This is a genomic window from Crossiella sp. CA-258035, assembly GCF_030064675.1.
Classification (GTDB): Bacteria; Actinomycetota; Actinomycetes; order Mycobacteriales; family Pseudonocardiaceae; genus Crossiella.
The window spans coordinates 2003019-2028704 of the sequence record NZ_CP116413.1 but is presented as its reverse complement, the minus strand read 5'-3'; the positions used below and the strand labels follow the sequence as shown (position 1 = coordinate 2028704).

Below are 25686 nucleotides of genomic sequence, written 5' to 3'. Positions count from 1 at the left end.
CCGACCGCAGGCAAAAGCAAGGTCACAACCTGGCCCAGGAGTACCACGAGCGGCCCTGACCTGTTTGAATGCGGCGTCGAGGACCGCGAGTGCCGGTCCTCGGCGACGTGCACTGGCCCCGCTGCTGCGGGGCGCCCGCGATCAGACGCGGGCGAGCGAGGCGGGCAGTCAAGGAGGAGCCGGCGATGACGGACCAGGACACGAACCTGGCGACTGTAGCTGCGGCCACACCGGCGCAGCACCCAGGCGGCGCGGGCCCGGCACCATCGGTGCCGGTCGCGTCCGACGATCCAGGCCGCTGGGGCAGGGTCGATGCCGATGGCACCGTGTACGTGCGCACCGAAGAGGGCGAGCGTTCGGTCGGGTCGTGGCAGGCGGGCGAGCCCGCCGAGGGGCTGGCGCACTTCGCGCGCCGCTTCGACGACGTGCGCACCGAGGTCGAGCTGCTGGACACCCGGCTGACCTCCGGCGCCGGTGACCCGAAGCAGGCGCTGGCCAGCGTGCGCACGATCAAGGACAGCCTGGCCGAGGCGCACGTGGTCGGCGACCTGGCGTCGCTGGCCGCGAAGCTGGAGGCGCTGATCGTCAAGGCCGAGGCCGCGGTCGAGGCGGGCAAGGCCGCCAAGGAGGCCGCCCGGATCGAGGCGGTGGCCAAGAAGCAGGCGCTGGTCGACGAGGCCGAGCAGATCGCCAACGACTCCACCCAGTGGAAGGTGGCCGGGGACCGGCTGCGCCAGATGCTGGACGAGTGGAAGGCCGTGCGCGGGGTCGACCGCAAGACCGACGAGCAGCTGTGGCGGCGCTTCGCCAAGGCCCGCGACGCCTTCAACCGGCGGCGCGGCTCGCACTTCGCGGACCTGGACCGGCAGCGGGCCACCGCGAAGCAGCGCAAGCAGGAGATCGTGGAGGAGGCCGAGCGGATCGCCGACTCCGACGACTGGGGCGACACGGCCACCCGCTACAAGGACCTGATGACGGAGTGGAAGGCCGCGGGCCGGGCTCCCAAGGACGCCGATGACGCGCTCTGGCAGCGTTTCCGCGGCGCGCAGGACCGGTTCTTCGCCCGCCGCTCCGAGGCGTTCTCCGAGCGGGACGCCGAGTTCGGCGAGAACGCCCGGCGCAAGGAAGAGCTGCTGGCCGAGGCCGAGCAGATCGACCCGGCCGGTCCCGGTGGCCTGGAGGCCGCGCGCGCCCAGCTGTACAAGCTGCAGGAGCGGTGGGACGAGATCGGCAAGGTGCCCAGGGAGCGGGTCCGCGAGCTGGAGGGCCGGCTGCGCGCGGTCGAGGAGAAGGTGCGCGGCGCGGTGGACGCGCAGTGGCGCCGCTCCGACCCGGAGGCCGAGGCCAGGGTCGCCCAGTTCCGCGAGCGGGTCGAGCAGTTCGAGTCCCAGGCGGCCAAGGCGCGCTCGGCGGGCAACGACCGCAAGGCCAAGGAGGCCGAGGCCCAGGCCGCGCAGTGGCGGGAGTGGCTGGCCGCCGCCGAGGACTCCCTCGCGAGCCGCTGACCAGCGACATCTAGGCCCCCGGTCCATCGCGGACCGGGGGTCTTTTTTGTCCGCGATACGCCAGTTCGAAAACCTATACATCCGATCTCTTACCTGGTCGGCGCATTGACTCGCCGGGGCCACGCTCCTAGCTTCGTGCACGACATCGGGGTCGAAGCCGCCATCGGCCCATCCACGTCAGCGGAAGAGGCTTGTCGATGGATGAGCAGAGATGGGACCTTTCTCGGCGGACCTTCCTGGCGGCCACCGCGGCGGCCGGAGTGGCGGGCGCGGCCGTGCCGGGAGTCGCGGCGGCAGCCGACAGCGCCGGGATCACCGGTCTGTCCGAAGTGGACTGGGCGAAGTTCCTGGCGGCGCAGGACCCGGTGTGGCGCAAGCTGCCCGCCGAGTGGTGGCAGGGGCCGTTCCTCGGTGACGGCAGGCTGGGCTCGATCATCCGCAAGGAGCCGGGCCGCAACGCGATCCGGTTCAGCGTGCAGCACGCCGAGGTGCAGGACCACCGGCCGCAGTTCGGCAGCGGGCACGGCGTGTGCCGCCTGCCGGTGGGCCACCTGACCCTGGAACCGGCGGGCACCATCACCGGCGTGGACTGGCGGCTGGACCTGTGGCACGGCGAGTTCACCGGCACCGTCACCACCTCCGCGGGCACGCTGAGGCTGCGCGCGTTCGTGCACACCACCCGCTCAGTGCTGCTGGCCCAGGTGACGCCCAGCGGTGGTGAGCGGGTGCGCTGGGTCTTCCACCCCGAACCCGCGGTCAGCACCCGGCCCGACCCGCCGGCGGGCTACACCCCCAACCCGGACCCGGTGCTGGACACCAGCGGCGCGGAAAACGTGGTGCGGCAGGAGCTGCTGGCGGGTGGCCAGACCGCGACCGCCTACCGGAACCCGGCCTGGACCTCCGGCGAGCACACCCTGCTGCTCGCGGTGGCGCACAGCTTCCCGGCGCGCACCGCCGAGGCCGAGGCGCTCAAGCTGGTCAGGGAGGCGGCCGCGGCCGGGGTCGCCGGACTGGTCGCCAGCCACCGGGAGTGGTGGCACGCCTTCTACCGCAAGAGTTTCGTCTCGCTGCCGGATGAGCGGTTGCAGAGCTTCTGGTGGATCCAGCTGTACAAGACCGCCACCGGCACCAGGGCCGGCGGCACCGTGATGGCCACCTGCGGGCCGTGGTTCGAGCCGACCGGCTGGCCCGCGGTGTGGTGGAACCTCAACGTGCAGCTGGAGTACTGGCTCATCCACGGCAGCAACCACGTCGAGCTGGACGCGATCACCAGCACGCTGCGGGACAACCAGGCGCAGCTGATCAAGAACGTCCGGCCGGAGTACCAACATGATTCGGCAGGCGTGGGCCGCAGCACGGACCGCACCACGCTCAAGGGCAGCTACGTGGCCCGGCCCGGCGACGGCGGCGGCAGCCCCGAGGTCGGCAACCTGACCTGGGCGCTGCACAACGTGTGGCTGACCTACCGGCACACCATGGACAGCTCGATCCTGCGCGAGACGATCTTCCCGATCCTGTGCCGGGCGATCAACTACTACCTGCACTTCCTCAAGCCGGGCGCCGACGGCAAGCTGCACCTGCCGGAGACCCACTCCCCCGAGTACGGCAACGCGCCGGACTGCAACTACGACCTGGCGCTGATCCGCTGGGGCTGCCGAACCCTGTTGTACGCCAACGAGAAACTTGGCAAGAACGATCCGCTGGCGGCGAAGTGGCGGCAGGTGCTGCGCGAGCTGGTGTCCTATCCGAAGGACAAGAACGGGTTCATGATCGGCGCGGGGGTGCCGTACGAGAAGTCGCACCGGCACTACTCGCACCTGCTGATGGTGTACCCGCTCTACGAGATCACCGGCGAGGACCCCGCCGAGCGCGCGTTGATCGAGACCTCCATCAAGCACTGGCACGCCTTGCAGGGCGCGCACCGCGGCTACAGCTACACCGGGGCCGCCTCCATGCTGGCCGGGCTCGGCCGCGGTGACGAGGCGCTGGCCTACCTGCTGAAGTTCTTCGACCCCAGCACCAGGTACCCGGTCACCGAGAACACCATGTACCGCGAGGGCAGTCCGGTGGTGGAGACACCGCTGTCGGCCGCGCAGTCCTTGCACGACATGCTGGTGCAGAGCTGGGGCGAGCTCATCCGGATCTTCCCGGCGGTGCCGCGCGGCTGGGCCGATGTCACGGTGGACAAGTTCCTCACCGAGGGCGCGTTCGAGGTCAGCGCGGTCCGCAAGGGCGGGCGGACGCGGTGGGTTTCCTTGCACAGCTTGGCGGGTTCGCCGTGCAAGGTGCGGCACGGGATCCTGCGGCCGATCCAGGTGAGCCGTCCGGACGGCTCACCGGTCCTGTTCCGCGAGCGGCCCGGCGGTGTGGTCGAGATCGACCTGCCGCGCGGCGGCACCGCGGTGGTCCACCCGCAGGGCGCGCTGCCGGACCTGACCATCGCACCGGTCAAGATTTCCGCTCCCGGCAAGCCGTGGGGCCTGCCCTAGTCACCTCGCCGCCGCGAAACCCGTTGCCGGAGGAAGGAGTTGTCGTGCGCAGAAGACTGACGGCCGTGCTAGCCGCGGCGTCCACCGTGGTCGCCGCGACCGGGCTCGTGCTGACCACCGTGGCCGCACCGCAGGCCGAGGCACTGGAGAACGGACTGGCCCGCACACCCCCGATGGGCTTCAACAACTGGAACACCACGCACTGCCGCGCGGAGTTCAACGAGAAGATGGTCATGGACATGGCTGACATCTTCGTCAGCAAGGGCCTCAAGGACGTGGGCTACCAGTACGTCAACATCGACGACTGCTGGGCCAAGACCTCCCGCAACGCCAAGGGCGACCTGGAACCCGACCCGAAGCGGTTCCCGCGCGGCATCAAGTTCGTCGCCGACTACGTGCACAGCAAGGGGCTCAAGTTCGGCATCTACACCAGTGCGGGCACCAAGACCTGCAACGCGCTCGGCTTCCCCGGCGGCCTCGGCCACGAGGAGCAGGACGCCAGGCTGTTCGCCTCCTGGGGCGTGGACTACCTGAAGTACGACAACTGCAACAACCAGGGCGTGGACGCCAAGCAGCGCTACCGCAAGATGCGCGACGCGCTGAAGGCCACCGGCCGCCCGATCGTGTTCTCCATCTGCGAGTGGGGCCAGAACAAGCCGTGGGAGTGGGCGCAGGACGTGGGCAACCTGTGGCGCACCACCGGTGACATCAACGACACCTGGGCCAAGATGGTGCAGATCTTCAAGAAGAACCTGCCGCTGGCCCAGTACGCCAAGCCCGGCGCGTGGAACGACCCGGACATGCTGGAGGTCGGCAACGGCGGCATGACCCCGACGGAGTACCGCTCGCACTTCAGCCTGTGGGCGATCATGGCCGCGCCGCTGCTGATCGGCGCGGACCTGCGCAAGGTCAGCCAGGAGAACTTCGCCACCCTGCTGAACAAGGACGTCATCGACGTGGACCAGGACGCCAAGGGCGTGCAGGGCAGGCAGGTCAAGGCATCCGGTGGCACGTACGTGATCGCCAAGCCGCTGGCCAACGGCGATGTCGCGGTGGCGCTGTTCAACGAGAACTCCTCGGCCCGGACCATCAGCACCACCGCCGCGGAGATCGGCCTGTCCGGCAACAACTTCCGGCTCAAGGACCTGTGGTCCAAGGCCACCAGCACCAGCACCGGCGCGATCAGCGCCTCGGTGCCCGCCCACGGCACGGCGATGTACCGGGTCAGCCGGGTCGGCGCGCAGACCCCGCCGCCCGCGGGTGTCTCGCAGGTCTCGGACCTGGACTGGCAGGGCGTGGCCAACGGCTGGGGCCCGGCGGAGAAGGACCGCAGCAACGGCAACCAGGCCGCCGGTGACGGCAAGCCGCTGACCATCGGCGGCACCAGCTACGCCAAGGGCCTCGGCGTGCACGCGCGCAGCGAGGTCACGGTGTACCTGGGGCGCCGGTGCTCCACGTTCACCGCGCAGGTCGGCATCGACGACGAGGTGGCGGGCGGCAACGGCTCGGTGGTGTTCGAGGTGCACGCGGACGGGGTCCGGAAGGCGGCCACCGGGGTGCTCACCGGGGCCAGCGGGCCGACCGCGATCACCGCGGATGTCGTTGGCGCGGAAGCGCTTCGGCTGGTGGTCACCGACGGCGGGGACAACATCAACCACGACCACGCGGACTGGGCGGAGGCCAAGTTGACCTGCGCCTGATGCCGATGGCCTAACCACATCACTCGGATGGCCCGCATCGATCGGCGGTGTGCTGGCCCAGGATTGCAAGTCTCCCGCCGCCACGGGAGAACGCATTCCCGCCGCCACTGGGCCGTCTGGCGAGCCTGGCTGCGTACCTGGCCACCAGGAACGCGGCCAGGCGTCCAGGGGCTGAGAGCCCGTTGACACCTCGAAACGATCGCCCCTAGCGTCGAACCCATGGCACCGCAGGCATTCCTGACCACCCGGGGTCACATCGACCTCGTCCGGGTGGCTTCCGCGGCCTGTCGCTGATCCCGTAACGCGAGTCTCCCCTGCCACCAGAGACTGACGGGACCAACTCCATGACGCTGGCCGTTTCCCCCGACCTGCCCACCCTGCTCCGCACCGGACCGTTCCCGGCCGCGCTGCGCGCCGCGATCCAGGCCAGCGGCCTGAGCCTGGACCGGGTGCGGCACCGATTACGCGTCCGCGGCGCCGCGGTGAGCGTGGCGACCCTGAGCAACTGGCAGTCCGGCCGCCGCCAGCCCGAACGCGAGGACTCCTTCCTGGTGCTGGCGCACCTGGAGTCCGTGCTCGGGCTGCCGGAGGCCGCGCTGCGCATCCTGGTCGGCCCGCCCCGCCCGCGCGGCAGGCACGCCATGACCCCGGTTCCCGCGCCGCCGGTGGAACAGCTCTGGTCCCGCCCGGACCGACTCGGCGCGCTGCTGTCCACTGTGGACACCAGCTCGGACGGTCTGCTGACCAGGCTGAGCCAGCACGACCTGGTCGAGGTCGGCGCGGACGGGCGGCAGCGGAGCCTGCGGGTCAAGCAGGTGCTGCGCGCCGACGCCGACGGCGCGGACCGCTGGCTGGTGGTCTTCGACCCGCGGCACCCACGCGGCCTGGCCGCCGACCTGGTCCCGTTGCGGCACTGCCGGCTGGGCACGGTCGCGGTCGATCCGGAGAGCGGGCTGATGGCCGCCGAGCTGCTCTTCGACGCCCCGCTGGCCAGGGGCGAGACGGTGATGATGGAGTTCGAGATCCTCAGCCCGGCGGGCTCGCCGCCCCGCCAGGGCGAGATGTTCTGCCGCAAGTTCCGCCGCCCGGTCCGCGACTACCTGGCCGAGATCCGCTTCCACCCGGACGCCCTGCCGCAACGCGCCTACCAGGTCACCAGCCCGCTCAGCTCGCCGACCGGCACCCGCCGCCGGGCCCTGTCCGTCTCGCCCTCCGGCTCGGTGCACGCCACCGCCCAGGACATCGGCCCCCGCACCTTCGCCATCCGCTGGGACGGCATCCCGGTCTGACCCACAACAGCCAACACCCTGTCCCACTCCAGCCAACACCCCGTACGAAAACGGCCAACACGCCCGGGAGGAGGTCCTCCCGGGCGTGTTGGCCGTTATGGGCGGCGTGTTGGCCGTTGTGGACGCTGTGTTGGCCGGAGTGGGACGGGGTGTTGGCGGTTATGGACGGGGTGTTGGCGGTTAGGCGGGGGTGTGGAGGAGGCGGTTGGGGGAACCTGTGCCGGGGCTGGTGACCTTGCCGGGGGTGGCGGCGGCGACCAGGGCGTCGCGGACCTGTTGCGGGGTGGCGGCCGGGTTGGCGGAGAGGTACAGGGCGGCGGCGCCGGTGACGTGTGGGGCGGCGAAGCTGGTGCCGCTGCCGGTGTAGGTGGCGGTGTCGCCGGTACGCCAGGACGAGGTGATGTCCACGCCCGGGGCGAACAGGTCGACCCTGGGGCCGAAGGCGGACCAGCTGGCCCTGGCGTCGGTGCGGCTGGTCGCGCCGACCGTGATGGCCTGCTCGACCCTGGCCGGGGAGTTGTTCACCGCGTCCACGCCGTTGTTGCCCGCGGCGATCGAGTAGGTCACGCCGGCGGCGATCGAGCGCTGCACGGCGGCGTCCAGGGTGGCGGACACGCCGCCGCCCAGGCTGACGTTGGCCACCGCGGGCTTCACCGCGTTCTTGGTGATCCAGTCCACGCCCGCGATCACGCCGGCGGTGGTGCCGCTGCCCTGGGCGTTGAGCACCCGGACGCCGTGCAGCTTCGCGCCCTTGGCCACGCCGTAGCCGGTGCCGGCCGCGGTGCCCGCGACGTGTGTGCCGTGGCCGTTGGCGTCGTCCGGGTTGGTGTCGTTGTCGACGAAGTCGTAGCCATTTCCGACCCGGCCGGAGAACTGCTGATGACTGGCCCGGATTCCGGTGTCGAGAATGTAGATGTGCACATTCGCCGCGGTGTTCGGGTAGGTGTAGGAGTTGTTCAGGGGGAGGTTGCGCTGGTCGATGCGGTCCAGGCCCCAGGACGGCGGGTTGGGCTGGGTGGCGGTCAGCGAGACCACCTGGTTCTGCTCGACGTAGGCCACGTTCGGGTCCGCGGCCAGGCGGCGGGCGGCGCGGGCGTCGGCGGTGACCTCGAAGCCGTTCAGAGCGGCCGAGAATGTTCGTCTGACCTGGGCGTTCACCTTGGCTGACAAGTCGGCCGGGGCGGCCTGGCCGTTGAGCACGACCAGGTAGCTGCCGGGCACCGCGGTGGCCGAGTCGGCGCCCCGGACCGCGCCCTCGGCGGCCTGGGCGGGCAGGGCCGCGAGGCCGCTGACGGCGAGTGCGGTCAGCGCTGCGAGGCTGAGCGCACGGGTGGTTTTCGACATTGTTTCTCCTTGGCAGGGAATTGCTTGGTGACAATTCCGAGCCTAGGAGAAATCCGCGCGGCCGAACAGAATTTACAATTTACGGCGTTGACGTTTTACGGGCGGGACCAGGACAGCCGGAACCACTGGATGCCGAGCACCGCCAGCGGCAGCACCGCCACGTAGAGCCCGACGCCGGGGCCGGGGGCCTGGAACACGGTCTGCCGGGTCCACACCGAGAGCAGGCCCAGCATCACCGACAGCCAGCAGCCCAGCGTGGACACCCAGGCCAGCGCCCACAGGCGCAGGCTGAGCGTGGCCGCGGTGAGCAGCACGCCGAAGAAGACCGCGAAGCCGCCGAACAGCCTGGGCAGCACGCCGATCTTGAGCGCCGGGTCGGTCTGGCCGAGCAGCACCTGCCAGCCGGCCGCGTCGCCGACCCAGGGCAGCAGCGCCGAGACCAGCAGCACGAGCACCGCGCCCGCGATCACCATGGCGCTGCGCGGCGCGGGTTCGACCCGGCGCACCACCCGGCGCTCGACCTGCTTCAGCTCCTCGGCGAACTCAGCCATGTCATCCCGTCCGTCCTGCGCCCCGGCGTTCATCGGCTGCCGCATCCACTCACCGCCGCGGGCTGGGGCGTGGCCGGGGCGCCGAAGGACGGCAGGCCCAGGGTCACGCCGGAAGTCTTGGGGCGCTTGCCTTCCGCCCAGTTGTCACCGGCCCTGGTGCGGCGGTGGGAGAGCAGGTCGCCGTCGGCGATCAGGTTGTGCGGGGCGCCGTAGGTGATCGCGGTGGTGACCACGTCACCCGGCCGGATCTCGCCGTCGGCCGCGCCGGCCGGGTTGAAGTGCACCAGGCGGCCGTCGCGGGCCCGGCCGGACAGGCGGCGGGTGGCGGTGTCCTTGCGGCCCTCGCCCTCGGACACCACGACCTCGACCACGCGGCCTTCCTGCTCGCGGTTGAGGTCCCAGGAGATCTGCTCCTGCAACGCGATCAGCCGCTCGTAGCGCTCCTGCACGACCTGCTTGGGCAGCTGGCCGTCCATGGTCGCCGCGGGGGTGCCGGGACGCTTGGAGTACTGGAAGGTGAAGGCGGAGGAGAACCGGGAGGCCGCGACCACGTCCAGGGTGCCCTGGAAGTCCTCCTCGGTCTCGCCGGGGAAGCCGACGATGATGTCGGTGGTGATCGCCGCGTCCGGGATCGCGGCCCGCACCTTGTCCACAATGGACAGGTAGCGGTCGCTGCGGTAGGAGCGGCGCATCGCCTTGAGCACCCGGTCGGAGCCGGACTGCAAGGGCATGTGCAGCTGCGGGCACACGTTCGGCGTCTCGGCCATGGCGGCGATGACGTCGTCGGTGAAGTCCCTGGGGTGCGGGGAGGTGAACCGGACCCGCTCCAAGCCGTCGATCTCGCCGCAGGCGCGCAGCAGCTCGGAGAAGGCGGTGCGCTGGCCGAACTCGGCGCCGTAGGAGTTGACGTTCTGCCCGAGCAGGGTCACCTCCAGCACGCCCTCGGCGACCAGGGCCTGCACCTCGGCCAGGATGTCGCCGGGGCGGCGGTCCTTCTCCTTGCCGCGCAGGGCGGGCACGATGCAGAAGGTGCAGGTGTTGTTGCAGCCCACCGAGATCGACACCCAGGCCGAGTGCGCGGAGTCGCGCCGGGCGGGCAGGGTGGACGGGAAGGTTTCGAGGGACTCCAGGATCTCCACCTGGGCCTCGGCGTTGTGCCGGGCGCGTTCCAGCAGCACCGGCAGCGAGCCGATGTTGTGCGTGCCGAAGACCACGTCCACCCAGGGCGCGCGCTTGACGATCTCGCCGCGGTCCTTCTGCGCGAGGCAGCCGCCGACCGCGATCTGCATGCCGGGGTGCGCGTCCTTGACCGGGCGCAGGTGCCCCAGGTTGCCGTACAGCCGGTTGTCCGCGTTCTCCCGCACCGCGCAGGTGTTGAACACGACGATGTCGGCGTTGTCGTCGGCGGCGCGCACGTATCCCGCGTCCTCCATCAGGCCCGCGAGCCGTTCGGAGTCGTGCACGTTCATCTGACAACCGTAGGTACGGATCTGGTAGCTGCGTGTCACCCGCTCGTCCTTTCCCGGTTTCCCGGTTCAAGAGTCCAGGGTAGAGCGCTCCGCCTGGCAGGATGAACCGGTGTCCCGCCGACTCCTGAGTCTGCTGCTCGCCATGGCCACCGCGCTCACCCTGGGTGGCTGCGGTGGGCAGTTGGAGGGCGTGCGGCTGACCATCGCCACCGGTGGCACCGCGGGTGTCTACTACCAGCTGGGCAAGGCGCTGTCCGGGGCCTGGGAGCGGGACCTGGGCATGCCGAGGCCGACCGTGCTGCCCACCGCGGGCTCGGTGGACGCGCTGGGCAAGCTGGAGGCGGGCGAGGCCGACCTGGCCTTCGCCGCCGCCGACGCCGCGGTGCGCGCCTTCGACCAGCAGCGCCCGAACCGGCGGCTGCGCGCGCTGGCCCGGATGCACGACGACTTCTTCCACGTGATCGTCCGCGCGGAGATCCCGGCCACCAGGCTGGCCGACCTGCGCGGGCTGCGGATCGCCACCGGCTCGGCCGAGTCGGGCACCCGCTTGATCGCCGACCGGCTGCTCGAGCAGGCGAAACTCTCCGCGGCGGACCTGCGCCAGTCGCCGACCGACCTCCAGGACTCGATCATCGCGCTCAAGCGCGGCGAGTTGGACGGGTTCTTCTGGTCCGGCGGCCTGCCCACCCCGACGGTGCGCGAGGCGGCGGCGAGCCTGTCGCTGCGGATGATCGACCTGAGCGATGTGCTGCCCGGACTGCTGGACAAATATTCCTCCGTCTACGGCAGCGCCACCGTGCCCGCCTCCACCTACGGCATGCACAACGGCCCGATCACCACGCTGGTGGTGCGCAACTTCCTGCTGACCACCGAGGCGCTGGCCGCCGACACCGCGGCCGCGCTCACCGAGGGCATGTTCGCCGCCAGGGACGACCTGATCAGGGCGAACCAGGTGGCGCTGTCCCTGGACACCCGCTCGGCGATCGAGACCGCCCCGATCGACCTGCACGAGGGGGCCTTGCGCTACTACCGGGGGACGAAGGTCTAGTCGCCTTCCAGGGGCTCGAACTCGATCACCGGCAGCTCGACCACCACGGCCAGGCCGCCGCCCTCGGGCAGCTCCAGGCGGACCGCGCCGCCCGCCCGTTCCACCACCCGGCGCACGATGGCCAGGCCGAGGCCGGAGCCGGTGATGTTCTGGTGGCTGGGCGAGCGCCAGAACCGGTCGGTGGCCCGCTCCAGCTCCTCCGCGGTGAGCCCCGGCCCGTGGTCGCGCACGGTGAGCACCACGTGCTGGCCGGACTGCTCCGCGCTGACCACGACCGAGGAGTGGTCGGGGCTGAACTTGAGCGCGTTGTCCAGCAGCGCGTCCAGCACCGTCTCCACCCCGCGCGGCGGGGCCAGCGCGAACAGGTCCGGCTCGGTGCGGGTGGACAGCGCGATGCCGCGCGCGGCCGCGACCACCCGCCAGGCGTCCACCCGTTCGGCCACCGCCCCGTCCACCTCGGCGGGCACCGGCTCGACCGAGCTGGCCTCGGCCCGCGCCATGGACAGCAGCTCGTCCAGGATCTGGTTCAGCCGGACGGTCTCCTCCATGGCCGCGTGGTGCTGCTCCACCGAGTCCTCGTGCACGTGCCCTTCGAGGTTGCCCAGCCGCAGCCGGAGCGCGGTGAGCGGGTTGCGCAGCTGGTGCGAGGCGTCGGCGACGAAGGCGCGCTGGGCGGCCAGCACATCGCTGACGCTGGCGGCCATCTGGTCGAAGGAGCGGGTCAGGTGCCGCAGCTCCGGCGGGCCGGTCTCGCCGCCGACGGCCTCCACCGGGCGGCCGCTGACCACGCTGGCCACCATCCGGCCGGTGGCCTCGTCCAGGCGGCGCACCGGGCGCAGGATCCAGCGCACCACGGGCAGCGCGAGCAGCACGCCCAGGCTCAGCACGGCCACGCTGGCCAGCGCCAGCACGCTCCACCAGACCAGCACCCGCAGCCTGCTCGCGCCGGTGGGCGAGACGGTGACCACCGCGCCGCGGACCTCGCCGCCCACCCGCACCGGCTCGGCCAGCACCAGCGGGGTGCGGTCCCAGGGCATCAGGGTGGAGCCGGTCTCCGGCACCCGCCCGGCCAGGGCCAGCTTCAGCCGCTCGGCGATGCGCGGATCGTCCACTTTGACCGAGTCGTCGGAGGTGACCAGGAAGTGGTTCTCCCGGTCGGTGACCAGCACCGAGATGCCGTGCACCTGCTGGTAGCGCTGGAGCTCGGGCCGCATCAGGTCCGGTTTGTCCGCCAGCAGCGGGTTCTGCGCCAGGCTGGCGAACCGGCTGGTGTCGCCGACCCGGTCCAGGAACAGCCGCTGCTGCTCGGTGCCCGCGACGTTCAGCGCCAGCGGCACGCCGAGGCCGAGCAGCACGAGCACCAGCAGCGACAGCATGATCACCAGCAGCCGGGAGCGCACCCGTCAGCCCTCGGCCGGGCTGGCCAGGCGGTAGCCGACCCCGCGCACGGTCTCCACCAGGTCGGGGCGGCCCAGCTTGGTGCGCAGGGTGGCGATGTGCACGTCCAGCGTCCGGTTCGCCCCGGACCAGGTGCGGCCCCAGACCTCGGCGATGATCCGTTCCCTGGTGCACACCGTGCCGCGCGCCTGGGCCAGCATGGCCAGCATCTGGAACTCCTTGCGGGACAGCGCGACCGGCGCGCCGGCCACGGTCACCTCGTACCGTCCCATGTGGACCTCGACATCGCCGAAGGCCAGCGCCGCGCCAGGGGTGGCCCCGCCCTCGCCGCGCCGCCTGCGCACCGCGTGCACCCGCGCCACCAGCTCGCCGATGTCGTAGGGCTTGACCAGGTAGTCGTCGGCCCCGGAGTGCAGTCCGAGGATCCGGTCGTCGACCTCCCCGCGCGCGGACACCACGATCACCGCCACATCGCTGGCCGCGCGGATCGCCCGGCACAGCACGAACCCGTCCACGTCGGGCAGGCCCAGATCCAGCAGCACCACGTCGACGTTGCCGACCGCCTCCAGCACGCCCTTGCCAGAGGGCAGGCGGGTGACCGCCATGCCGCGCCTGGTCAGCGCGGGCTCCAGCGCTTCCGCTACCCGGTCGTCATCCTCGACCAGCAGTACCCGCACGTGTGGTGCCTCCCGACTCACGTGGCTCATCCGTGACAGAGTTGAGACCCTAAGTCTTACTCAAGTGCCCTGGACTGGGGTGGTTTCCGACCCCTAGGTTTCCGCCATCGTCCACCACCCCGTGCTCTGCCGACTCTGGAGGTTTGATGACCTCGGCCGCCCACACTCCGCCGATGATCCGAATGGCGGGCGTGGACAAGTTCTTCGGGCCGCTGCACGTGCTGAAGAACATCGACCTGGAGGTGCCCAAGGGCCAGGTCGTGGTCGTGCTCGGCCCCTCCGGTTCCGGCAAGTCCACGCTGTGCCGGGCCATCAACCGGCTTGAGCCGATCAACTCCGGCGTCATCGAGGTCGACGGCAAGCAGCTGCCCGCCGAGGGCAAGCAGCTTGCCGCCCTGCGCGCCGACGTCGGCATGGTGTTCCAGCAGTTCAACCTGTTCGCGCACAAGACCATCCTCGAGAACGTGATGCTGGCGCCGGTCAAGGTGCGCAAGCTGAACAAGGCCGAGGCGCGGACCAAGGCGATGGAGCTGCTGGAGCGGGTCGGCATCGCCAACCAGGCCGAGAAGCACCCGGCCCAGCTCTCCGGCGGCCAGCAGCAGCGCGTGGCCATCGCCCGCGCGCTGGCCATGCGCCCGAAGGTGATGCTCTTCGACGAGCCCACCTCCGCCCTCGACCCGGAAATGGTCCAGGAGGTCCTGGACGTGATGACCACCCTGGCCAAGGACGGCATGACCATGCTCGTGGTCACCCACGAGATGGGCTTCGCCCGCAAGGCCGCGGACCGGGTCATCTTCATGGCCGACGGCGAGATCGTGGAGGACTCCACCCCGGAGGACTTCTTCACCAACCCGCGCTCGGCGCGGGCCAAGGACTTCCTTGGCAAGATCCTCACTCACTGAAACGCCGCGGCGACTCAGCGAGATGAATGGTCGAGGCACCCGCCTCGCAGTAGTTGAGATGATCCGAAAGGGACAGCAGATGCGCGTTACCCGAGTCCTGCAGGCAGGCGTGGCCGTCGCCGCCGCGGTCGCGCTCCTCTCCGCCTGCGGCGGGGGCGGCAACAGCGGCAACAGCGGCAGCGGCGGGGACAAGAAGCTCACGGTCGGCATCAAGTTCGACCAGCCCGGCCTTGGCCAGAAGACCGGCACCGGCTACGAGGGCTTCGACGTCGATGTCGCGACCTACGTCGCCAAGGAGCTTGGTGTCGACGCCAAGAACATCAACTGGGTCGAGGCCAAGTCGGCGGACCGGGAGAGCCTGCTGAAGAAGGGTGACGTCGACTTCATCGCCGCCACCTACTCGATCACCGACAAGCGCAAGGCCGAGGTCGACTTCGTCGGCCCGTACCTGGTCACCGGCCAGGACCTGCTGGTCAAGGCGGACAACGCCGACATCACCGGCCCGGAGTCGGTCAACGGCAAGAAGCTGTGCTCGGTGAAGGGCTCCACCTCGGCTGACACGGTGAAGACCAAGTTCGCCAACCAGGCGCAGCTGCAGCAGGTCGACGGCTACTCCCAGTGCCTCAACGGCCTGGACACCGGCACCATCGACGTGCTCACCACCGACGCCACCATCCTGGCCGGTCTGGCCGCCAAGCAGCCGGGCAAGTACAAGCTGGTCGGCAAGACCTTCACCACGGAGAACTACGGCATCGGCCTGAAGAAGGGCGACAACCGCCGCGCGGACATCGCCAAGGCCGTGGAGAAGATGTACTCCTCGGGCGAGTGGAAGAAGGCCATCCAGAAGAACCTCGGCGAGATCTTCAAGGCGGGCGAGCCCCCGGCCCTGACCGAGAAGTGAGCTGACCTCTAGTTGAGCCCGGAGTGCCGGGCGCGGCGCAGCCCGTGCCCGGCACTTCGTTTACCCAGGTCGAGGAGACCATGCTGGACTTCCTGAGCGAGTACGACGTGCTCGGTGCCTTCTGGCTCACCGTGCAGCTCACCGCGTACTCGGCCATCGGCTCCCTGGTGTGGGGCACCGTGCTCGCGGGCATGCGGGTCAGCCCGGTCCCGATCATGCGGGCGTTCGGCACGGCCTATGTGAACATCATCCGGAACACGCCGCTGACGCTGATCATCGTGGCGATGTCGCTGGCGCTCTACAGCGTGCTCGGCCTGAAACTGGCGCGTGAACTGCCCGGCGACCTGACCTTCACCGACACCAACAACTTCCGGCTCGCGGTGCTCGGCTTCGTCATCTACACCTCGACCTTCGTCTGCGAGTCGATCCGGGCGGGCATCAACACGGTGCCGGTCGGACAGGCCGAGGCCGCCAGGGCACTGGGGCTCGGTTTCGGGCAGACACTGGGCATCGTGGTGCTGCCGCAGGCGTTCCGGGCCGTGGTCGCCCCGCTGGCCAGCGTGCTGATCGCGCTCACCAAGAACACCACCGTGGCCAGCGCGATCGGCGTGGCCGAGGCGGGGCTGCTGATGTACGACATGATCGAGAAGGAAAGTGACAAGATCATCCTGGTCTTCGCGATCTTCGCACTGGGCTTCGTGCTGCTCACCTTGCCGACCGGACTGTTCCTCGGCTGGGTCAGCAAGAAGGTGGCGGTGAAGCGATGAGCGCACCCTCGGTTCTCTACGACGCGCCCGGCCCCAAGGCCAAGGCCCGCAACGTCGCGTACACGATCCTGTTCGTCGTGGTACTGCTGGCGGTGGTCTACTGGATCTTCGTCCAGCTCGGCGCCAAGGACCAGCTGCGCCCGGAGCTGTGGACGCCGTTCTTCACCGAGAGCACGGTGTGGACCGTGTTCCTGCTGCCCGGCCTGCTGAACACGCTCAAGGCCGCGGCGCTGTCCATCCTGATCGCACTGCCCATCGGCGCTCTGTTCGGCATTCTGCGGCTGTCCGACCACGCGTGGATCCGGGTGCCCGCGGCCACCGTGGTGGAGTTCTTCCGCGCCATCCCGGTGCTGCTGCTGATGGTGTTCGCGAATGAGTTCTACGCGGCCTTCACCGACGTGGGCCGGGACGAGCGCCCGCTGTTCGCGGTGGTCACCGGCCTGGTGCTGTACAACGCCTCGGTGCTGGCCGAGGTGGTGCGCGCGGGCATCCTGTCCCTGCCCAAGGGCCAGACCGAGGCGTCCATGGCACTGGGCATGCGCAAGACGCAGACCATGCGGATGATCCTGCTGCCGCAGGCGGTGACGCTGATGCTGCCCGCGATCGTCAGCCAGATCGCGGTGATCGTGAAGGACACCGCGCTCGGCGGTGCGGTGCTGTCCTTCCCCGACGTGATGCGCCAGTTCCGGATCTTGCCGAACGAGTACGGCAACAACCTGATCCAGACCCTGCTGGTCATCGCGATCATCTACATCGCGATCAACAGTCTGCTCAGCTGGGTGGCCCTGCTGCTGGAGAAGCGGCTGTCCCGCCGCAGCCGCCCGCCTCGCGGGGCCAAGGCCGACCACCTGGAGCCAGTTGGCCCGGACCCGATGGCCGCGACCGGCATGCGCACCGGCAACGGCGTCTAGTTCCCCGGTCTCGCCGACGACCCGTCCCCACCCCGGGGGCGGGCCGTCGCCGTTAGGCTGGCCTGGTGCAGCGGATCGCCATCCTGGCCCTGACCGGTCTCCTCGTCCTGACCGCCTGTGGCGGCGAGGACCCCGCCCCCGGCGGCACCGGCTCCCCCGGCACCAGCGTGTCCATCCCGCCGAGCTCCGAGCAGGCCAGCGGCTCCCCCACCATCGACAAGATCAAGGCCCGGGGCCGGATGGTGGTCGGGGTGGCGGACAACCTGCCGGGGGTGAGCAAGTACCACCAGGACGGCGGCAAGCACAGCGGGTTCGACATCAAGCTGGCCGAGGTGATCGCCACCGGACTCGGCCTGCCCAAGGACTCGGTCCGCTTCCGCAGCACCACCGAGGCCACCCGTCTGTCCACTTTGGAGAGTGGCGACGTGGACCTGGCCTTCGGCGGCGTCAAGACCAGCACCCAGCCGCAGATCGGGCTGGTCGGCCCGTACCTGCCGGTGCACCAGGACCTGTTGGTGCGCAAGGGAACCAGCTCGGTGGCCAGTGGCCAGCCGGTGTGTGTGGCGGCCAACACCAGCGCGGCGGCGAAGGCGGAGACGGTCACCTCGCGGGTGATCTCCGAACGCAACGGCGACACCTGCGTCGCGGCCCTGCGCGCGGGCACGGTGACCGCGTTCTCCGGTGACGACCTGGTGCTGCGCGGCTACGCGGCCGAGGAGAAGGGCGGCTTCACCGTGCTCGGCCGGGAGCTCACCAGCGAGGGCTACTTCATCGGCATCCCGGCCCGCGACCGCGCGCTGCGGGCGAAGCTGACCGAGATCCTGACCAAGGCCATGGCCGACGGGTCCTGGGCGAAGCTGTTCCAGGAGAGCTTCGGCATCCCCGCGCCCACCCCGCCGAGCGTGAAGTAGTCACGGTCCGCTCTCGAACTCATCACCAGCGGCTTTCCGGGTTAACAACGGGCTGACCAGGGGCGACCCTGGAAGCATGCGTCCCGACCGGTACACCCCGATGGGCCAGGCAGGCCTGCTCGTCGGCGCCGCCACCATCGCGGTCGCCCTGGCGCTCTACCTCGGCGACCCGTCCCGCCTCCCGGGCGCGGCCGCCACCGCGCTGGCCGGCCTGGGCGCGGTCGCGCTCGGCCTGACCTTCCTGCGCCGCAGCGACCACCAGCGCCAGGCCCAGCTGCACGAGGCCCGCGCCACCATCGAAGCCATCACCGACGACAACCTCCGCGACGCCCTGCACGCCAGCCTGGCCCTGAACCTGGCCGGAGTCCGCATCAGCCTGGCCGAACTGACCAAGCTGGCCACCCCGGAGCAGGCGGGGACGGGCAAGGGCACGATCACGGTCATCGGGCCGCACACGCAGGCCCGCAAGCGCTGACCGGGGCTCGCGACCAGCCTCCAGCCGGGGGTGAAAACCCACAAAGCGGGCCTCTCGTCTTCTCCGTACGGCCTGGAGACTGCTGACCGCATCTCATCGAGCGGCCCCTGCAACCTGCCGCCGCCCTAGCTTCGCAACGTGACCGGGGCCGCTCGATGAGATGTGGTTTGCTGTCGGAAGGTCGTGCGGAGAAGACGAGAGGGTCGCGAGCACGCTGGAACCGGCCCCGGCAGCCTGCTCAACCCCGCAACCTGCTTGTCCCGGCTTTTGACTTGTCCCACCCCTCCGGGGGTCTGCCCGTCCGGCGAGGACATTCTTTTGATCTTCGGGGTTTCAGGCGAAGATCAAAGTCAAGAGCGTCCTCGCCGGACGGGCAGGAATCAAAGCATGGGGGGGAAAATCAAAGTCAAAGGCCAAGACGCAGGCGGGTCTTGAGGTTCCCCATGCCCGTCAACCTTCCGAAATCAAACCACATCCCAGCGAGCAGCCGCCGTCACGCTGCGAGGCCTTGGCGGCGGTTGCTGTGAGCGTCTGCTCGCTGGGATGTGGTGTGATGTCTCCAGGTTGACGGGCATGGGGAACCTCAAGACTTCGGACAGGTTTTTAAAGCCAACCCGAAAAGCCAGCCCGTCGCTCTGCTAATCCTTGCGCCGCCGGAACAGCTTCAGTAGCGGGTCGTACCGCCGGTCCGCCACCCGTTCCTTCAGCGGGATCAACGCGTTGTCAGTGATCTGGATGTGCTCCGGGCAAACCTCGGTGCAGCACTTGGTGATGTTGCACAGTCCCAGCCCGTGCTGCGTCTGCGCTTCCTGGTGCCGGTCCGCCGCATCGAGCGGATGCATCTCCAGTTCCGCGATCCGCATCAGGAACCTTGGCCCGGAGAAGGACTCCTTGTTCTCCTCGTGGTCGCGGACCACGTGGCAGGTGTTCTGGCACAGGAAGCACTCGATGCACTTGCGGAACTCCTGGGAGCGTTGCACATCGACCTGCTGCATCCGGTAGTCGCCGGGGGCCACGCCCTCCGGGGGCTTGAACGCCGGGACCTCGCGGGCCTTGGTGTAGTTGAACGAGACGTCGCAGACCAGGTCCCGCATCACCGGGAAGGTGCGCATCGGGGTGACGGTGACCGTCTCGTCCTCGGTGAAGGTGGACATGCGGGTCATGCACAGCAGGCGGGGTTTGCCGTTGATCTCGGCGGAGCAGGAACCGCATTTGCCCGCCTTGCAGTTCCAGCGGACGGCCAGGTCCGGGGCCTGGGTGGCTTGCAGGCGGTGGATGATGTCGAGGACCACCTCGCCCTCGTTGACCTCCACGGTGAAGTCGGTGAGGCCGCCGCCCGCGCTGTCGCCGCGCCAGACCCGGAAGTGCGCCTGGTAGCTCATCTCAGCTCCGCTCTTCCTGGCCGCCCGGATGCCCGGTCAGCTCGGCCTCGGTGTAGTACTTGCGCAGCTCGCCGATGTCGAAGAGCTCCAACAGGTCCGGGCGCATCGGCTGCGGCTGCTCCCTGGTCACCGCGACGGTGCGGCCTTGCTCGGAGCTGTCCGCGGTGCACACCAGGGTGGTGTCGCGCCAGGCCGAGTCCATCGCCGGGTAGTCGTCGCGGGTGTGCCCGCCCCTGCTCTCCGTGCGCTCCAGGGCCGCCCTGGCCACGCATTCGCTGACCAGCAGCATGTTGGACAGGTCCAGTGCCAGGTGCCAGCCGGGGTTGAACTGGCGGTGGCCCTCCACGCCCGCCTGGGCCGCGCGGCGGCGCAGGTCGTCCAGCTTCTTCAGGGCCAGGGTCATCTCCTCGCCCTTGCGGATGATGCCGACCAGGTCGTTCATCACCTGCTGGAGCTCGGTGTGGATGGTGTACGGGTTCTCCACCGGGCCGTCCACGGCGGCCGCGGTGAACGGGGCCAGCGCCGCCTCCGCCGCACCGTCCACATCGGACTGGAGCACGGCCGGGCGCACCGCGCCCAGACCCTCCACATAGGACGCCGCACCGGCTCCGGCGCGCTTGCCGAAGACCAGCAGGTCGGACAAGGAGTTGCCGCCCAGGCGGTTCGAGCCGTGCATGCCGCCGGAGACCTCGCCAGCGGCGAACAGGCCAGGCACCCTGGACTGGCCGCTGTCCGGGTCGACCTGCACCCCGCCCATCACGTAGTGACAGGTGGGACCGACCTCCATCGGCTCGGCGGTGATGTCCACATCGGCCAGTTCCTTGAACTGGTGGTGCATGGACGGCAGCCGCCGGATGATCTCCTCGGCGGGCAGCCTGCTGGAGACGTCCAGGAAGACCCCGCCGTGCGGCGAGCCCCTACCGGCCTTGACCTCGGAGTTGATCGCCCTGGCCACCTCGTCGCGGGGCAGCAGCTCCGGCGGGCGGAGGTTGTTGTCCGGGTCGGTGTACCAGCGGTCGCCCTCCTCCTCGGTCTTGGCGTACTTGTCCTTGAAGACCTCTGGCACGTAGTCGAACATGAACCGGCGGCCCTCGGAGTTGCGCAGCACCCCGCCGTCCCCGCGCACCGACTCGGTGACCAAGATGCCCTTCACGCTCGGCGGCCAGACCATGCCGGTCGGGTGGAACTGCACGAACTCCATGTTGATCAGCGAGGCGCCCGCGCGCATGGCCAGCGCGTGGCCGTCGCCGGTGTACTCCCAGGAGTTCGAGGTGACCTTGAACGACTTGCCGATGCCGCCGGTGGCCAGCACCACCGCCGGGGTCTCGAACAGCACGAACCGGCCGGACTCCCGCCAGTAGCCGAACGCGCCGGAGATCCGGTCGCCGTCCTTGAGCAGCTCGGTGACCGTGCACTCGGCGAAGACCTTCAGCCTGGCCTCGTAGTCACCCGACTCCGCGAAGTCTTCTTGTTGCAGGGACACGATCTTCTGTTGCAGGGTGCGGATCAGCTCGAGCCCGGTGCGGTCGCCGACGTGCGCCAGCCGCGGGTACTCGTGGCCGCCGAAGTTGCGCTGGCTGATCCGGCCGTCCTTGGTCCGGTCGAACAGCGCGCCGTAGGTCTCCAGCTCCCACACCCGCTGCGGCGCCTCCTGGGCGTGCAGCTCGGCCATCCGCCAGTTGTTCAGGAACTTGCCGCCGCGCATGGTGTCCCGGAAGTGCACCTTCCAGTTGTCCCCGGAGTTGACGTTGCCCATGGCCGCGGCGATACCGCCCTCGGCCATCACCGTGTGCGCCTTGCCGAACAGGGACTTGCACACGATCGCCACCCGCATGCCGTGTTCCCTGGCCTCGATCGCCGCGCGCAGGCCAGCGCCGCCGGCACCGATCACCACGACGTCGTAGCTGTGCCGTTCGACTTCACTCATGCCGTGTCAGATTCCCTCGGTTGTCAGAAGCCCGGGATGGTCAGTTGAACAGGCGCAGGTCGGTCAGCACGCCGCTGGCGACCAGCGAGACGTACAGGTCCGCCAGGCCGACCGAGGCCAGTGAGGCCCAGGCCAGCTGCATGTGCCTGCTGTTGAGCTTGGACACCTTGGTCCACAGCCAGTACCGCACCGGGTGCTTGGAGAAGTGCGTGAGCCTGCCGCCGATGATGTGCCGGCAGGAGTGGCAGGACAGGGTGTACGCCCAGATCAGCACCACGTTGGTGACCAGGACCAGGGTGCCCAGTCCGATGCCGAAGCCGCCGTCCTTGCCGGTGAAGGCGATCACCGCGTCCCAGGTGAGGATGCTGGCCACCGGGATGGCCGCGTAGAAGAAGTAGCGGTGGATGTTCTGCACGATCAGCGGGAACCGGGTCTCGCCGGTGTACTTCGCGTGCGGCTCGGCGACCGCGCAGGCCGGGGGCGAGAGCCAGAACGCCCGGTAGTAGGCCTTGCGGTAGTAGTAGCAGGTCAGCCGGAAGCCCAGCACGAACGGCAGCACGAACAGCGGCGGGGTGACCAGGAAGCCGAGATCGGGGAACCAGCGGCCGAAGTGGGCCGAGCCCTCCACACAGGCCTCGGACAGGCAGGGTGAGTAGAACGGCGCCAGGTACTGGTACTGGGGCACCCAGTACGCGCTGTTCATGAAGGTGCGGACCAGCCCGTAGACGATGAACGTGGCCAGTCCGGCGAAGGTCAGCAGCGGGGAGAGCCACCACCGGTCGGTGCGCAACGTGCGTGCCTCGATGCGCGCCCGACCGGCGGCGTTGTCGGAAACCGTCATGGTGTCCCTTGTTCGCTGGAGTCCGCGTCGTTGCGAGTCAGCGGGTGGTGCCCCGTCTCGACCGAGACGGTCCGGTCGTCCTCACCGGTGTGCCCGGTAGCCGCCGACGCCCTCGTCATCGGCCCCGCGCCACAGGTCGGGGTCGTACGGGGTGTCGGAGACGACGACCATCTCCCGTTCGCCCGCGGTGCGCGGGATCGGCAGGGAAGACAGTTCGGCGGCATCGATGTCGAGCCGGTCGACATCGTTGGCGATCCGCCGCACCGCGGTGGTGTCGCCATAGCGGAGCCGCAGCTGGGTGAGGCTCTGGCGGAGCTCGCCGATCGCTCGCTGCAGGGCGGCCAGTTCCGTGTCCGGCATACCGAACACCTCCCTCGACGCGTCGTGGTGGTCTCGCAGACTCTGCCTGGAAACTGGACCTTGTGACAAGGCCCACACGCCAGGTTTCATCCAGTGGCCTCAAACGGGCGAAATTCGGCGGCCTCACGCTTCTGTATCGGTTTTGCTGTTACCGGGGAGTTACGCCTAACGTGTGAGCCGTACTGACTGCCAGCTACGCGGCGCCAAAGTCGTCTCCGCGGGGCCACTCCGGTGGCCCAGTGACCGACGAGGAGCCACGGCATGAGCCAGCTGCATCCCGTGATAGCGGATGTGACCGCCCGGATCGCCGCCCGCAGTGCGCGTTCCCGCGCGGCCTACCTGCGGCGACTCGCCACCGCGGCGGGTGAGGGACCGGCCCGCGGCGGCCTGGGTTGCAGCAACCTGGCGCACGGGTTCGCCGGCATCACCGGCCCGGACCGGGCGCTGCTGCGGGCCAACCGGGCGCCCGGGGTGGCCATCGTGAGCAGCTACAACGACATGCTCTCCGCGCACAAGCCGTTCGCCGACTACCCGGAGATCATCAAGGCCGCGGTGCGCGAGGCCGGCGGGGTGGCCCAGTTCGCCGGTGGCGTGCCCGCCATGTGCGACGGGATCACCCAGGGCCGGGGCGGCATGGAGCTGTCCCTGTTCAGCCGGGAGGTCATCGCGATGGCCACCGGCGTGGCGCTCTCGCACGAGATGTTCGACGGCGCGCTGCTGCTCGGCGTGTGCGACAAGATCGTGCCGGGGCTGCTGATCGGCGCGCTGGCCTTCGGGCACCTGCCGACCGTGCTGATCCCGGCCGGGCCGATGGCCTCCGGGCTGCCGAACAAGGAGAAGGCCAGGGTCCGGCAGCTCTTCGCCGAGGGCAAGGCCACCCGTGAGGACCTGCTCGAGGCCGAGTCCGCCTCCTACCACTCGCCGGGCACCTGCACCTTCTACGGCACGGCCAACTCCAACCAGCTGGTCGTCGAGGTGATGGGCCTGCACCTGCCCGGCGCGAGCTTCGTGCCGCCGGACACCGGCCTGCGCCGGGCGCTGACCGAGCACGCCAGCCGCCGGGTGGTGGAGCTGGCGCACGGGCGCGGCGAGTACACCCCGATCGGCGAGGTGGTGGACGAGCGCAGCGTGGTCAACGGCGTGGTCGCGCTGCTGGCCACCGGCGGGTCCACCAACCACACCCTGCACCTGCCCGCCATCGCCGCGGCCGCGGGCATCCAGCTGACCTGGGACGACTTCAGCGACCTGTCCCGGGTGGTGCCGCTGCTGGCGCGGGTCTACCCCAACGGCAGCGCGGACATCAACCACTTCCACGCCGCGGGCGGGGTGCCCTACCTGGTCGGCGAGCTGCTGGCGGCCGGTCTGCTGCACGCCGACGTGCGCACCATCGCCGGTCCCGGCCTGCACCGCTACCGGCAGGAGCCGACCCTGCTCGACGGCGAGCTGACCTGGCGGGACGCGCCCGCGCACAGCCAGGCGCCGGAGGTGCTGACCTCGGTGCGCGCGCCGTTCGCCGCCGACGGCGGGCTGCGCGTGCTGCACGGCAACCTGGGCACTTCGGTGATCAAGGTGTCCGCGGTGGCGCCCGAGCACCGGGTGGTGCACGCGCCGGCGCGGGTCTTCACCGACCAGCACGCCGTCACCGCCGCCTTCGCCGCCGGCGAGGTGGACGGCGACGTGGTCGTGGTGGTGCGCAACCAGGGCCCGCGCGCCAACGGCATGCCGGAGCTGCACGGGCTGACCCCGGCGCTGGGCGTGCTGATGGACCGCGGCCACCGGGTCGCCCTGGTCACCGACGGCCGGATGTCCGGCGCCTCCGGCAAGATCCCGGCCGCCATCCAGCTCACCCCGGAAGCCGCGGTCGGTGGCATGCTGGCCAGGGTCCGCGACGGCGACATGATCCGCCTGGACGCCGAGGCGGGCATCCTGGAGGTCCTGGTGCCCGACGACGAGCTGGCCGCCCGCGCGGTCGTGGACGGCCCGCCCGCCGAGGAGGAGTGGGTCGGCGTCGGCCGGGAGCTCTTCGGCGCGTTGCGCACCGCGGTCGGCCCGGCCAGCCAGGGCGCCAGTGTTTTCCCCCTGCCCGCGACCCCGGGCCTGCCGATGGAGGTAGTTCAGTGACCACCGCACGGGAGCTTCTCGCCGTCTCCCCCGTCATCCCGGTCGTCGTCATCGACGAGGTCGACCACGCCGTGCCGCTGGCGAAGGCGTTGGCGCGCGGCGGGATCGGCGTCATCGAGGTGACCCTGCGCACCGCGGCCGGCCTGCCCGCGATCGAGCGGATCGCGGCCGAGGTGCCGGAGATCCTGGTCGGCGCGGGCACCGTGATCACCCCGGACCAGGTGGACGCCGCGCTCAAGGCGGGCAGCCGGTTCCTGGTCACCCCCGGCACCACGGACAGCCTGCTGACCGCGCTGGAGGGCGCCGGCGTGCCGTTCCTGCCCGGCGCGGCCACCATCTCCGAGGCGCTGAAGCTGGCCGAGCGCGGGCACGACACGCTGAAGTTCTTCCCGGCCGAGCAGTCCGGCGGCACCACCTTCCTCAAGGCGCTCTCCGGTCCGCTGCCGCAGCTGCGGTTCTGCCCGACCGGCGGCATCACCGTCACCAGCGCCCGCGGCTACCTGGCACTGCCGAACGTCTCCTGCGTCGGCGGCTCCTGGCTGACCCCGAAGGCCGCGCTGGCCGCCGGTGACTGGGCCGCGGTGGAGAAGCTGGCCGCGGAGGCCGCGGCGCTGGGCTGATGTTGTTGGGCTGATGTTGTTGCCCAGTCCGGGTTCTCGCCGGGGCCAGTCCCCGGCGAGCCCGGACACTTCACCGGTTCGGGTGGCCGCCGCACCTC

General features: G+C 70.3%; 23 protein-coding genes. 14 read left to right on the top strand and 9 right to left on the bottom strand.

Translation table 11 applies throughout. The annotated features are described in order from the left end of the window. The first annotated feature begins 185 nt into the window (after positions 1-185). From N8J89_RS09885 to N8J89_RS09870, 5 genes are all read left to right on the top strand, one after another. The gene (locus N8J89_RS09885) at positions 186-1505 is read left to right on the top strand and encodes a DUF349 domain-containing protein (protein WP_283664028.1); all 1320 of its coding nucleotides are present in this window, start codon (positions 186-188) and stop codon (positions 1503-1505) included. Positions 1506-1702: 197 nt separating this feature from the next. Continuing rightward, positions 1703-3994 (top strand): glycosyl hydrolase family 95 catalytic domain-containing protein, encoded by a 2292-nt coding sequence (locus tag N8J89_RS09880; protein WP_283664027.1) that lies wholly within the window; start codon positions 1703-1705, stop codon positions 3992-3994. Between the two features lie 173 nt (positions 3995-4167). Further along, on the top strand, positions 4168-5694 hold the full coding sequence (locus N8J89_RS09875; protein ID WP_283666134.1) for an NPCBM/NEW2 domain-containing protein: 1527 nt from the start codon (positions 4168-4170) through the stop codon (positions 5692-5694). 219 nt (positions 5695-5913) lie between these two features. Further along, positions 5914-5988: a putative leader peptide gene (locus N8J89_RS41885; protein ID WP_374213349.1), complete on the top strand. Its 75-nt coding sequence runs from the start codon at positions 5914-5916 to the stop codon at positions 5986-5988. 50 nt (positions 5989-6038) lie between these two features. After that, positions 6039-6983, top strand: a complete 945-nt coding sequence (locus N8J89_RS09870; protein WP_283664026.1) for a helix-turn-helix domain-containing protein — start codon at positions 6039-6041, stop codon at positions 6981-6983. Positions 6984-7163: 180 nt separating this feature from the next. Here N8J89_RS09870 and N8J89_RS09865 read toward each other — a convergent pair whose 3' ends face one another. The 3 genes from N8J89_RS09865 to miaB form a co-directional block, all read right to left on the bottom strand. After that, positions 7164-8327, bottom strand: a complete 1164-nt coding sequence (locus N8J89_RS09865) for a S8 family peptidase (RefSeq protein ID WP_283664025.1) — start codon at positions 8325-8327, stop codon at positions 7164-7166. Between the two features lie 95 nt (positions 8328-8422). Further along, positions 8423-8923, bottom strand: a complete 501-nt coding sequence (locus N8J89_RS09860; RefSeq protein ID WP_252486740.1) for an Rv2732c family membrane protein — start codon at positions 8921-8923, stop codon at positions 8423-8425. Further along, positions 8908-10386, bottom strand: coding sequence for a tRNA (N6-isopentenyl adenosine(37)-C2)-methylthiotransferase MiaB (gene miaB / locus N8J89_RS09855; protein WP_283664024.1), 1479 nt, complete (start codon positions 10384-10386; stop codon positions 8908-8910). Before miaB ends, N8J89_RS09860 begins: the two co-directional genes overlap by 16 nt. 70 nt (positions 10387-10456) lie before the next feature. Between miaB and N8J89_RS09850 the strand changes: the two genes are divergently transcribed. Further along, positions 10457-11395 carry a TAXI family TRAP transporter solute-binding subunit gene (locus N8J89_RS09850; RefSeq protein ID WP_283664023.1) on the top strand — a complete coding sequence of 313 codons (939 nt, stop codon included), beginning with the start codon at positions 10457-10459 and terminating at the stop codon, positions 11393-11395. Here N8J89_RS09850 and N8J89_RS09845 read toward each other — a convergent pair. Both N8J89_RS09845 and N8J89_RS09840 read right to left on the bottom strand, forming a co-directional pair. Continuing rightward, positions 11392-12795, bottom strand: coding sequence for a HAMP domain-containing sensor histidine kinase (locus N8J89_RS09845; RefSeq protein ID WP_283664022.1), 1404 nt, complete (start codon positions 12793-12795; stop codon positions 11392-11394). The genes N8J89_RS09850 and N8J89_RS09845 overlap by 4 nt on opposite strands. A 3-nt stretch (positions 12796-12798) precedes the next feature. After that, on the bottom strand, positions 12799-13470 hold the full coding sequence (locus N8J89_RS09840; RefSeq protein WP_283666133.1) for a response regulator transcription factor: 672 nt from the start codon (positions 13468-13470) through the stop codon (positions 12799-12801). 173 nt (positions 13471-13643) lie between these two features. On the opposite strand from N8J89_RS09840, the gene N8J89_RS09835 reads away from it, so the two are divergent. The 6 genes from N8J89_RS09835 (at position 13644) to N8J89_RS09810 (ending at position 18337) form a co-directional block, all read left to right on the top strand. Continuing rightward, positions 13644-14372, top strand: a complete 729-nt coding sequence (locus N8J89_RS09835; RefSeq protein WP_252486744.1) for an amino acid ABC transporter ATP-binding protein — start codon at positions 13644-13646, stop codon at positions 14370-14372. 79 nt (positions 14373-14451) lie between these two features. Next, positions 14452-15273 (top strand): glutamate ABC transporter substrate-binding protein, encoded by an 822-nt coding sequence (locus tag N8J89_RS09830; RefSeq protein WP_283664021.1) that lies wholly within the window; start codon positions 14452-14454, stop codon positions 15271-15273. Between the two features lie 80 nt (positions 15274-15353). Further along, positions 15354-16040, top strand: a complete 687-nt coding sequence (locus N8J89_RS09825; RefSeq protein WP_283664020.1) for an amino acid ABC transporter permease — start codon at positions 15354-15356, stop codon at positions 16038-16040. Continuing rightward, entirely contained in the window at positions 16037-16951 is a 915-nt protein-coding gene (locus N8J89_RS09820; RefSeq protein WP_283664019.1) for an amino acid ABC transporter permease, read from the top strand. Before N8J89_RS09825 ends, N8J89_RS09820 begins: the two co-directional genes overlap by 4 nt. Positions 16952-17016: 65 nt before the next feature. Then, on the top strand, positions 17017-17862 hold the full coding sequence (locus N8J89_RS09815; protein WP_283664018.1) for a transporter substrate-binding domain-containing protein: 846 nt from the start codon (positions 17017-17019) through the stop codon (positions 17860-17862). A gap of 76 nt (positions 17863-17938) precedes the next feature. Further along, positions 17939-18337, top strand: coding sequence for a hypothetical protein (locus N8J89_RS09810; RefSeq protein WP_283664017.1), 399 nt, complete (start codon positions 17939-17941; stop codon positions 18335-18337). Positions 18338-18975: 638 nt separating this feature from the next. On the opposite strand, the gene N8J89_RS09805 is transcribed toward N8J89_RS09810, so the two are convergent. The 4 genes from N8J89_RS09805 to N8J89_RS09790 all read right to left on the bottom strand — a co-directional run bounded on the left by N8J89_RS09805 (position 18976) and on the right by N8J89_RS09790 (position 22847). Continuing rightward, on the bottom strand, positions 18976-19719 hold the full coding sequence (locus N8J89_RS09805) for a succinate dehydrogenase/fumarate reductase iron-sulfur subunit (protein WP_283664016.1): 744 nt from the start codon (positions 19717-19719) through the stop codon (positions 18976-18978). Between the two features lies 1 nt (position 19720). Beyond that, entirely contained in the window at positions 19721-21646 is a 1926-nt protein-coding gene (locus tag N8J89_RS09800; RefSeq protein WP_283664015.1) for a fumarate reductase/succinate dehydrogenase flavoprotein subunit, read from the bottom strand. Between the two features lie 40 nt (positions 21647-21686). Then, positions 21687-22487, bottom strand: a complete 801-nt coding sequence (gene sdhC / locus N8J89_RS09795) for a succinate dehydrogenase subunit SdhC (protein ID WP_283664014.1) — start codon at positions 22485-22487, stop codon at positions 21687-21689. A gap of 81 nt (positions 22488-22568) precedes the next feature. Beyond that, positions 22569-22847, bottom strand: coding sequence for an Rv0250c family protein (locus tag N8J89_RS09790; protein WP_252486756.1), 279 nt, complete (start codon positions 22845-22847; stop codon positions 22569-22571). A gap of 261 nt (positions 22848-23108) precedes the next feature. Between N8J89_RS09790 and edd the strand changes: the two genes are divergently transcribed. Together edd and eda are read left to right on the top strand one after the other, a co-directional pair. Further along, positions 23109-24968 carry a phosphogluconate dehydratase gene (gene edd, locus N8J89_RS09785; protein WP_283664013.1) on the top strand — a complete coding sequence of 620 codons (1860 nt, stop codon included), beginning with the start codon at positions 23109-23111 and terminating at the stop codon, positions 24966-24968. Beyond that, a complete protein-coding gene (eda, locus tag N8J89_RS09780) occupies positions 24965-25588 on the top strand; it encodes a bifunctional 4-hydroxy-2-oxoglutarate aldolase/2-dehydro-3-deoxy-phosphogluconate aldolase (protein WP_283664012.1) in 624 nt (207 codons plus the stop codon). Before edd ends, eda begins: the two co-directional genes overlap by 4 nt. The last annotated feature ends 98 nt before the right edge of the window (positions 25589-25686 follow it).

Bases quoted from the DNA above. Each gene is read 5' to 3' on its own strand.
- N8J89_RS09885 (WP_283664028.1), top strand. From the start codon at position 186: ATGACGGACCAGGACACGAACCTGGCGACTGTAGCTGCGGCCACACCG.
- N8J89_RS09880 (WP_283664027.1), top strand. From the start codon at position 1,703: ATGGATGAGCAGAGATGGGACCTTTCTCGGCGGACCTTCCTGGCGGCC.
- N8J89_RS09875 (WP_283666134.1), top strand. From the start codon at position 4,168: ATGGGCTTCAACAACTGGAACACCACGCACTGCCGCGCGGAGTTCAAC.
- N8J89_RS09870 (WP_283664026.1), top strand. From the start codon at position 6,039: ATGACGCTGGCCGTTTCCCCCGACCTGCCCACCCTGCTCCGCACCGGA.
- N8J89_RS09865 (WP_283664025.1), bottom strand. From the start codon at position 8,327: ATGTCGAAAACCACCCGTGCGCTCAGCCTCGCAGCGCTGACCGCACTC.
- N8J89_RS09860 (WP_252486740.1), bottom strand. From the start codon at position 8,923: ATGCGGCAGCCGATGAACGCCGGGGCGCAGGACGGACGGGATGACATG.
- N8J89_RS09835 (WP_252486744.1), top strand. From the start codon at position 13,644: ATGATCCGAATGGCGGGCGTGGACAAGTTCTTCGGGCCGCTGCACGTG.
- N8J89_RS09830 (WP_283664021.1), top strand. From the start codon at position 14,452: ATGCGCGTTACCCGAGTCCTGCAGGCAGGCGTGGCCGTCGCCGCCGCG.
- N8J89_RS09825 (WP_283664020.1), top strand. From the start codon at position 15,354: ATGCTGGACTTCCTGAGCGAGTACGACGTGCTCGGTGCCTTCTGGCTC.
- N8J89_RS09820 (WP_283664019.1), top strand. From the start codon at position 16,037: ATGAGCGCACCCTCGGTTCTCTACGACGCGCCCGGCCCCAAGGCCAAG.
- N8J89_RS09810 (WP_283664017.1), top strand. From the start codon at position 17,939: ATGCGTCCCGACCGGTACACCCCGATGGGCCAGGCAGGCCTGCTCGTC.
- N8J89_RS09805 (WP_283664016.1), bottom strand. From the start codon at position 19,719: ATGAGCTACCAGGCGCACTTCCGGGTCTGGCGCGGCGACAGCGCGGGC.
- N8J89_RS09800 (WP_283664015.1), bottom strand. From the start codon at position 21,646: ATGAGTGAAGTCGAACGGCACAGCTACGACGTCGTGGTGATCGGTGCC.
- sdhC (WP_283664014.1), bottom strand. From the start codon at position 22,487: ATGACGGTTTCCGACAACGCCGCCGGTCGGGCGCGCATCGAGGCACGC.
- N8J89_RS09790 (WP_252486756.1), bottom strand. From the start codon at position 22,847: ATGCCGGACACGGAACTGGCCGCCCTGCAGCGAGCGATCGGCGAGCTC.
- edd (WP_283664013.1), top strand. From the start codon at position 23,109: ATGAGCCAGCTGCATCCCGTGATAGCGGATGTGACCGCCCGGATCGCC.